The organism is Achromobacter sp. GbtcB20 (assembly GCF_019091095.1).
Taxonomy (GTDB): Bacteria; Pseudomonadota; Gammaproteobacteria; order Burkholderiales; family Burkholderiaceae_B; genus Achromobacter; species Achromobacter mucicolens.
Genome location: NZ_JAGXJZ010000048.1, coordinates 1 through 5,009, shown reverse-complemented (window position 1 = coordinate 5,009; position 5,009 = coordinate 1). Strand labels below are relative to the sequence as shown.

Below are 5,009 nucleotides of genomic sequence, written 5' to 3'. Positions count from 1 at the left end.
GGTGGCTCCACTCGTCCGAGCGGCATGGCACGGATCGAGTTGCGGATACGCTTTAGGCAGTTCTTTTTTTCTGAATCGCGCCCGCGATGAACTCGGATACACGGATGTCCAGTTCTGCCCGCTTCTCGGGGCTGAGATGTAGGTAATCATCGTATGACGAGTGGCGAAAGGGCCACTGTGGCGGAGCCTTCACGGTAGCGGAGGGGCCGGCAGTGCTCGGTTCAGCCGTTTGCTGAACGCCCTCCAAATATCGCAGCGGCATGCCCGCCTGAGCTTCTAGGTTCCTCGCTCTACGAGAACCGAAACTCTTCGTGCGCAGGAGTTGGGAAATCTCACTCTCGTTGAGTCCATGCTCCAAACAGAACGCGCGCGTGTTGGGATAGTGCGCGGAAATCCACGCACGTAAGCGGTCTCTGCGGACCTGCATTTCCTGCGCAGCGGCGTCCATGGCGCGGATTCTGCATTAGCAAGCCCCGCTTTACCAAAAAGTACAACACAACTGTACTGTTTAAATGTACTATTTAGTACATATGAGCGCCTCCAAACGTTACCCCCGCATAGAGCCCTTGATTGAGTGGCTCCGAAAAACCCCATTAGACGAAGCCAGGGCGAGATGTACAGCCCAGCGCACGAGCTGGGAATACCTTCGACAGATTGCCTACGGTTACAAGCTGGTGGGCCCTCGGAAGGGGGTGGCGATCGAGCGGATAACGGGAGTATCGCGACAAACGCTCCGTCCGCACGATTACTGGCTCGCTTGGCCAGATTTGCCCGAGCCCGCGCAGCCTCAATCCAATACATCACAGTGATTCACAGCGTTTAGCCGCTGAACGACACCCGTATCCTTTCTACGAGGGAACATTCATGAGTATGAAAACCGCAGTCGTTGCGCAAAATAAGGGTGGCGTCGGCAAGACCGCTGACGCCGTCCACATCGCATTTCACGCCGCCGAACAAGGGTTCAAGACGCTCGTCGTGGATCTGGATACCGGAAACCTCTCCAAGACCATGCGGAAGCACCGCCTGGAAGTGCCGGCAAGCGCCCTGTTTCTCGACGAGGTGCCAGTCATACCTGAAGCCACCGGCCCCATTTCACTGCTGCACGCAGATCGGCTTTTGGCCAACGTCATCTACATGCCGGCCGAACGTGCGCTTCGGAATTTCCCGGTAAATCTGCGCGAGTTTGAAAAGCGAGGCTTCGATCTCTGCGTGATCGACACGCCCGCCAGCATCGGCATCGCCACCATTACTGCACTGCGCATGGCGGATGCGGTGATCAGTCCGGTCGAGATGGAGGACTACAGCATCGAGGGCATCAAAGACATGATGCGAGTGATCGTCGGGGCCAAGCAGCACAACCCGAAGCTGCACTTCCTGGGTATTGTGCCGAACCGGGTTGACCGCCGTAACCCGCGTCAGGTCAAACATCTTGCCGAGGTACAAGCTGCGCACGGCAAACTTCTGGCCCCAGTTGTGGTGGGCCTGCGCACTAGCGTCGCAGAGGCATTGGCGGCGGGTGAACCCGTCTGGAAGAGCAGGAAGACAACGGCACGGGCAGCAGGCGCGGAGATGCGCGCCCTCGGCAATCACGTCCTGCAAACGATGGGAGTGGCGAAATGAGTTTAGCCGCTAAACACGGTGATGCCGGCGGCCTGGACTTGGCCGGCCTGGGCGATCTGGCCGCGATGCTGGACGGAGCACAGCCCCAGGCGAGAGAGCCCGGGATGTACGACATCAGTCGCATTCATGAGGATGAGCGGAACTCGCGAGGCGAAGACAATCCGGGCTACAGCGAGGAGAGCATCCGCGAACTTGCGGAATCGTTCAAACGTCGCGAGCGCCAGGGCAAGCGCGGCATCAAGTCGCCTTTGTCGCTGCGCCCGCACCCGACCATTCCAGGAGATTTCATCATCAATCATGGGCATCGCCGCTTTCGCGCCGCGAAGGTCGCTGAATTCACGTCTGTACCGGGGTTTGAGGATCCTGATTTTGATGACGTGGACCAAGTTGTCGAGAACGTGCAGCGCGAGAATCTGACGTTCCGTGAAATCGCGGACTTTATCGGCGGGAAGCTGTCGGCCGGCTGGACCCAGGCCGACTTGGCGCGTGAACTCGGGAAATCCAAGGCCTGGGTGAGCCATCATGCGGGTCTACTCACGTTACCCGAACCCGTCGCCGAAGCAGTTGCGGCGGGGAAGGTGACCGATGTGACGCTCGCCAATGAACTGGCCGTCGCGCACCGTGAGCACCCGGAGGCCGTCGCAGATCTGTTGACCGCGACCGAGGCCAAGCCTACGCGGTCGGCGGTGAAGGCGATTCGGAAAGCCGGAGGTGCGAAGCGAACGTCGCCAGATGCACTGCCGGATGAGACGCTACAGTCATCGCGTGAGACTGCCCGTGCCGTAGTGGCGCAATGTTCGACCCACGTATTTCTTGCAAAAGAGCCGAGCACCCCGCCCGAAAGAGGCGAACTACCGCCTACGGTCGGCCCGGAAGGTCAAGGAGGCATGGATCGCCTCGAGCAGCATCGACGGGAAACCGAAAACCCGGTGCTTCGAAAGAAGGGGACCGATGCCCTGGCACGCCTTATCAACATCGCACAGTGCGATACTGGCCAAAGCAAAAGTGTGGCGGACTTTCTCCTGTCGTGGTGGAACGCGACCAGCTGCGGCGGCTTCGACCTGACCGATTTCTGGAGCGTCGACGCGGAGATTGCCGAAGACATGCTCGTCGTGATTGGTCTGATTCGCCAAACACGCGCATATCCCGATACCCTCGGGACCGAGATTCATGGACAGTTCAAGGCACTCGTGGCGCTTTGGCGCCCGGCACTGTGCGACGCCTGACAGATTGTTTAGCCGCTAAACACCGAAAGAGGATCCACCGATGGAAAAGTCTCTGGCCAAAATCAATGCTCAGATTCAGACCTTGCAGCGCCGGGCTGACACGCTTCGCATAAATCACAAGGCGTCGGCGCTACAGAAAATCCTGCGCCAAATGCACGAGTTCCAGATCTCGCCGGAAGAAATCCAAGCCGCCTATGCGAAAAATAGGCCCGCGCGCGCTAAGCGCCGCGACGTCCAGCGTCGGTCAGATTCTCGAAGCGTCGTGGCGCCGAAGTACCGCAATCCCGAATCGGGTGAAACCTGGAGCGGCCGCGGCCGTGCCCCACGTTGGCTGACGTTGGCCGAGAAGGCAGGCCGCAACCGGGTGGACTTTCGGGTTTGAGACCCAAAGACGAGCCTGAACAAGCGGTCCCTGTTGGAATTTGCCCTGCGGTAAAATGAAACGCTTGGAGATACGCCAATGCCGACTGCCTTTGATCTGAACGAACGTCGCCGCGCCGTCCTGAACGCGGTCGCCAGTCAGCGTCTGGAAGGCCTGGAGCCCGACCCGAAGACAATCGCGGAGCTGGAACGCGTTGCTGAGGGCACCTTGAGCATTTCGGACGTGATCCAAACACTGCGCTCCCGCATCGCTGCGGGCGATTTTCGCACCCCAGCGAGTGACGAATAGCAATGGCCGCCTTCTAGGTGGCCATTTTTCTTCGCCCATGGCCAAATATCCCAGCGACGCCAAGGATCCATATGTCGATCCTACTATCGGTGTCCTTCGCAACCGGCTCGGGATCAGCGACCAGGCTGAACTCGATAGGGTGGAGGCGACATTTGCGGCCGTGCGCTCTTATGAGCTCGCGATCAACCCTGTTCCTGGCGATTTTGATCTGGCGCACCTTCAACAGATCCACAGGCGGCTCTTCGGAGACGTGTATGACTGGGCGGGCCAGCTGAGGACTGCTGATATTTCGAAGGGCACCACACGCTTTGCGAGCCACCAGCAGATCGCAGGCTATGCACCTCAGATCACACGCCCGCTCGCGCGTGACCAGCGCCTGCAGGGACTTTCACCCGAGCGATTCAGCAGCAGGGCCGGCCATTACCTCGGCGAGTTGAACGTGCTGCATCCGTTCAGAGAAGGGAATGGAAGGAGTATTCGTGAGTTCATCGGTCAGCTGGCACGTGACGCTGGATATGGCATCTACTGGCAAGCGATCGACCGGGCGGCGATGACCCGCGCCTCAATCGAAGCTTACGAGGGTGATTCGAGTCGCATGGCGTCTCTAATCCTTTCGGGCTTGCGTGATCTTGACCGCGAGTTTGCGCTGGATCTAGCCAGAGCCGTGCTCGGAAACGACGCCCAGCCCGTCCTTGCGGTTCAGGGCCAGACATACGATGGCATGGTCGTGGGATCCACTGAACGATACATCCTCCAAGAAGTGACGGATCGTGGCGGAGAAATGGTCCTTCACAGTCGAACTGCTCTTGTGAACGCGCAGCTTGCGGTGCCCGGCCAGGCGGTGGAAATCCGATATCCCCACGGAAGAGTTGGCCTAGTAGAGAAGGCAGTCGACGGACCAAAGCACGAGCTCGCCCGGCAGCGCGAGAACTCTCGCGAAATCGACCGCTGAGGTATGACCGGCCGATTGCGACCCATTGCGGTCCTCTGGCCCCTTTACTCAGACCGCGCAGTACAAGCGGTCGGCAGTGGCTCCCCTGTTATTGTTCGCATTCTGCCAAGGGGAGACGGTTCATGAAGATGGAAGTTCTAACCAAGTCTGGTCGTGCCAAGCTGGCGGTTGAAGTCACGGGAGAGGGAGATCCCATTGTCTTTTTGCACGCGCGGGTCGCGGATCGGCGAATGTGGATCCACCAGATGCAGGAGTTTGGCAATCGGCACCAGGCGGTTTCTTACGATCGACGAGGATTCGGTGGAACAGTCGCAGATGCGGAGGATCACTCCGCCGTCGAGGATTTGATGTCTGTTCTGTATACGGTGACGAACGGGTCCCCAGCGATTCTGGTCGGCAGCTCTCAAGGCGGAGGAATCGCCCTTGACGCAGCGCTTCAATATCCATCATACGTTCGTGCCCTAGTGCTTCTTTCATCGAGTGTCACAGGCGCACCTAAAATAGAACACCCGCCCCAGGTCGAGAATCTGTTGGAGCAACT

At 59.1% G+C, this 5,009-nt stretch carries 6 protein-coding genes; all 6 read left to right on the top strand.

Annotated features, from left to right (window positions below; all coding sequences use genetic code 11):
- The first annotated feature begins 864 nt into the window (after window positions 1-864).
- Window positions 865-1,620 (top strand): ParA family protein, encoded by a 756-nt coding sequence (locus KVT32_RS27520; RefSeq protein WP_254637037.1) that lies wholly within the window; start codon window positions 865-867, stop codon window positions 1,618-1,620.
- Window positions 1,617-2,846, top strand: coding sequence for a ParB/RepB/Spo0J family partition protein (locus KVT32_RS32700; protein WP_217619126.1), 1,230 nt, complete (start codon window positions 1,617-1,619; stop codon window positions 2,844-2,846). Before KVT32_RS27520 ends, KVT32_RS32700 begins: the two co-directional genes overlap by 4 nt.
- A gap of 40 nt (window positions 2,847-2,886) precedes the next feature.
- Window positions 2,887-3,228 carry an H-NS family nucleoid-associated regulatory protein gene (locus KVT32_RS27510; protein ID WP_217619125.1) on the top strand — a complete coding sequence of 114 codons (342 nt, stop codon included), beginning with the start codon at window positions 2,887-2,889 and terminating at the stop codon, window positions 3,226-3,228.
- 78 nt (window positions 3,229-3,306) lie between these two features.
- Window positions 3,307-3,516 carry an antitoxin VbhA family protein gene (locus KVT32_RS27505; RefSeq protein ID WP_217619124.1) on the top strand — a complete coding sequence of 70 codons (210 nt, stop codon included), beginning with the start codon at window positions 3,307-3,309 and terminating at the stop codon, window positions 3,514-3,516.
- A gap of 37 nt (window positions 3,517-3,553) precedes the next feature.
- Window positions 3,554-4,468, top strand: coding sequence for a Fic family protein (locus KVT32_RS27500; RefSeq protein ID WP_217619123.1), 915 nt, complete (start codon window positions 3,554-3,556; stop codon window positions 4,466-4,468).
- A gap of 122 nt (window positions 4,469-4,590) precedes the next feature.
- A partial coding sequence (locus tag KVT32_RS27495; RefSeq protein ID WP_217619122.1) for an alpha/beta fold hydrolase occupies window positions 4,591-5,009 on the top strand: 419 nt, incomplete at its 3' end.